3 protein-coding genes are annotated in these 3426 nt (G+C 34.0%); 2 read left to right on the top strand and 1 reads right to left on the bottom strand.

The annotated features are described in order from the left end of the window. Window positions 1–143: 143 nt before the first annotated feature. Both M3183_RS26435 and M3183_RS26430 read left to right on the top strand, forming a co-directional pair. Window positions 144–890, top strand: a complete 747-nt coding sequence (locus M3183_RS26435) for a four helix bundle protein (RefSeq protein WP_285881230.1) — start codon at window positions 144–146, stop codon at window positions 888–890. Window positions 891–1271: 381 nt separating this feature from the next. Next, window positions 1272–1907, top strand: coding sequence for a GIY-YIG nuclease family protein (locus tag M3183_RS26430; protein WP_251475007.1), 636 nt, complete (start codon window positions 1272–1274; stop codon window positions 1905–1907). Between the two features lie 542 nt (window positions 1908–2449). On the opposite strand, the gene M3183_RS26425 is transcribed toward M3183_RS26430, so the two are convergent. Further along, a complete protein-coding gene (locus M3183_RS26425) occupies window positions 2450–3211 on the bottom strand; it encodes a GIY-YIG nuclease family protein (protein WP_251475004.1) in 762 nt (253 codons plus the stop codon). Window positions 3212–3426 lie beyond the last annotated feature (215 nt).

Here is a 3426-nt window from a genome sequence, read left to right as displayed (position 1 = left end):
ATGATCAAGGCAGAATGTAGCAAATAACTAAAATAAGCCGTAAAAATTTGATTAAAATAGTCAAGATTTACGGCTATTTGTGATGCGTACCCGAAGGTACGCTTGTTTTTTTATAGTTCGGGCTTACGGCAAAAGAACCATTACTGAAAATTAAAGAAGTTAAACAATTCCTTGGATACAAAAAAGCAAAAGAGTTAGAAGAAAAGGTATGTGAAGTCTGTAAAGATTTCCCATCATACGAAAAGAACCATATAGTAGACCAGTTGGTGAGAAGTGCCGAATCAGTTAAGAAGAGCATTGTCATTGCAGAGCAGCATTTCATTCGAGAAAAATTCAATCAGTATAGCATTGCAATTGGTTCTTGTAAGGAAGTGTCCACATGGTTGGAAATATCATTAGGGCAGCAATATATCTCACAGGAAAAGTTTGAAGAGCTGAATAAATTGTCATTATCCGTGGTGGGTATCTTGACGAAAACCTTAGCCAACATAAGTGCGAACGAAGGAAAAGGGATGGATCTTCCAAGTCCGTACACTCCTGATTCAAGAAATTTTGGAATATATAAAGATTCTCTATTGCTTGTTGAGAAAATATATAAGATGACAAGGCGAAGAGAATTTTGGGAGGATAAAGTTCTTGTGTTTGGCCTTCGAGATATGGCAGGGTCAGTGGCTGCTAATGTGTCAGAATCAAACCAACTATACATTCCAAGGAAGTTTAAGTTTCTCAATAATGCTCTGGAAGCAATGAGTGCTCTTGAAAGCCAGTTGCAAACATCTCTGAGTAAACAAATCATTGCGGTTGAGACTTTTTCTGAGATGGAAGAAATTGCGGGATCCATTAAAAGAAGAATTAAAAGGATTCTGAAAAATTTAAGTGATCAAAAATAGGATTAAATGATTTGAGGGATAAGAGAGGAAAGATTCCTTATCCCTTTGTTACTTCTGAGAAAAGATAATGGATTAATGTAATAAGGTACAGAATTGGACTTGAAAATATATGAAAATGTGCCTTAAAAAGTTATGTGTAGAGTTTTCGTTTTCTTAATTAAATTTATAACTACTAGAACCCGCATTCTATTGTTGAAGGAAATCTTGTCCTGTCTACATAACTTAGAGTTATTTTCAGAGATTATTTACCCAGCAATAGAAAGCTGCTGATGTCTTCGGTACAATTAGTTTAGGAGCATGAATTAATTTATCTGATTAATTTGAAAAGGATCATTCACAGAAGGATGGAATACTATGCCATATCATTTTGGGGTAAAGGTGATGGAAGGAAAACGAGGTTTAAAAATGACACGAGAAAAATACGCAATAGTGAACGACAGAAATTCATTAGTCAAATTTTCTGAGGACATTTACACCGATGAGGAAGGGAAATTTTACACGAATGAATGGTGCGAAAATCAGCTTAGGGATAGTTTGGAAAATTATGACTTGAACATGGAATATTTCTCTTTATTAAATCATGGTGAATTTTGTGAAGAAATAGAAGGGTTCCTTAAACGGAATAGACAATTCACTGAGGTGTATGACCTGAATTTGTATGATGGAAAATCGGGATATTACATGATGGTGCTCGATGAATATTCACAAGTATATATTGGTACAACGAATAATATTAAAAGACGTATTAGACAGCATTGGTCGAACAGCAAACCATTTGATCGACTTCTGTTTCCAATGGGTAACGTTGATTCTTCAATACTTTCAATAGATAGTTTTCGTGCTCTTGATACTACTAGAATTTATGTGTATGAAACAAACAAAACATTTACTGATGAAGATGAATTCATAATTCAATTTCCAGCTAAATTTTTGTGTAATAGGTTGGCCGGTGGAAAAATTACTGGTGGGTTACTCCAGGCAATTGCAATGATGAAAGAGCGAAATTTAAAGGGATAAAATGTTTTCCATTATGAACTTACTTATTTTTTGCAAACACCTCATAACTTGTTCAACTAACATTTCAGTCATATACAGTATGGTTTTTGGCTGTATTCGTCGTTAATAACAAATAGCCTATTTTCTTTCTATGTCTACATATCAACAATGATAAAAGGTGCAACAGATCAATGTTATGAAACTGGTACTGTATACAAGATTCAGGTTAGTTGAACAAGGAAATTAATCCTTATTATGAAGGTGAGTAAGGAAGCAAATACTTATTCCCCTCAAGTAAAGGAGACAAACCAATTTCAAGAGTTCAAGTTTACAGAATGATAAATAAGGTTACTGCTCTTGTGGAGTTGAGAAGGTTATTCCCATTCATTGAGAAAAACCTTTGGATATCATTTTTATAAGAAAACAAAGGGCGTTATTTCACTTTAACAATTATTGGACCATTCAACTCCCAAACACATTGAGATATATCGGAATAACTCAAGATAACATGTACGAAATCTTACTTGAATTTATTCTTTGAAAAAATTACAAGGTTCTTTTATTTATTTTTTCTTTCTCATTTCTTTTTTGTAACGGATGTATTGTTTATTATTCAAAACTATTCTCGTAATTGTTTCGTTACTTAATTTGTCCTGGTCTATGCCATAAATAATTTCGTCAATCAAATCTTCAAAAGTGGCAGAAGGCTTTTTCTTTTTTGCCTTCTTGAGAAATTTCTTCATATTATCAAATAAACTCGGTAAATTAACCTCACCATTTCTAAGGGGCAAATCCTCTAAAAAGTTATATTTATCCTCAATCTTATCTCTTAGTGCCACAATTAACATTGGAACACTTGCATTCCTTGCTTCTCTTTCGGAAGTATTATTCCAATTTGGGTAGCTCCGTATAACCTTATACTTTTTAAGGTATGCTACTCCAGTTGCTGAAAGTGGAGCGTTTTTCCTTTCTTTATTAAATGGTGGGTTATCTAGAGCTTTGGTAAAAATCTTTTCTAGGAGCAAAATGTCCGTCGTGTCCTCATCAGTTTCGTAAAAGATTATCTTATGACCATGGTTTCTAAAACTTGCCTTTCTTAAATGTTCAGAAATTCTTTTGTTTAGATTATATCTATATGGTGTAGAACCGACATAAAGACAATCCCCCAAAACATCATAAACAACGTAAACTCCAGCCCTTTGGGGGATATTCCATAAATCCCAAAAATAGTATTCTACTGGTTTTTTATAGGATACATTTGTTGCGTTAATTAAGGTACCACTATCCTTTTGTATGGAAAATCCGTTTATGTTTATTCGAGCCATATTCTTCCCTCTGCTTCCTGATAATATATTGAAGAAATAGAAAAAAGGAGAACTACAAACAGTCTTCAATCCTCAATTTCTAAATTCCAAAAAGGAGCATTCCTGTTAGAAGGATTTTCGGGGACTTGAACAAAAAGGAGCCCTCTTGGTATGATACGGGGTGTCAAATCGTGGCGAGATGACCCCTAACTTAGTTAACCAAGGAGGACTCCAAT

Origin of the sequence: Neobacillus mesonae, assembly GCF_023715155.1 — a bacterium.
GTDB lineage: Bacteria > Bacillota > Bacilli > Bacillales > Cytobacillaceae > Neobacillus > Neobacillus mesonae_A.
This window is presented reverse-complemented; position numbering and strand designations above follow the sequence as displayed.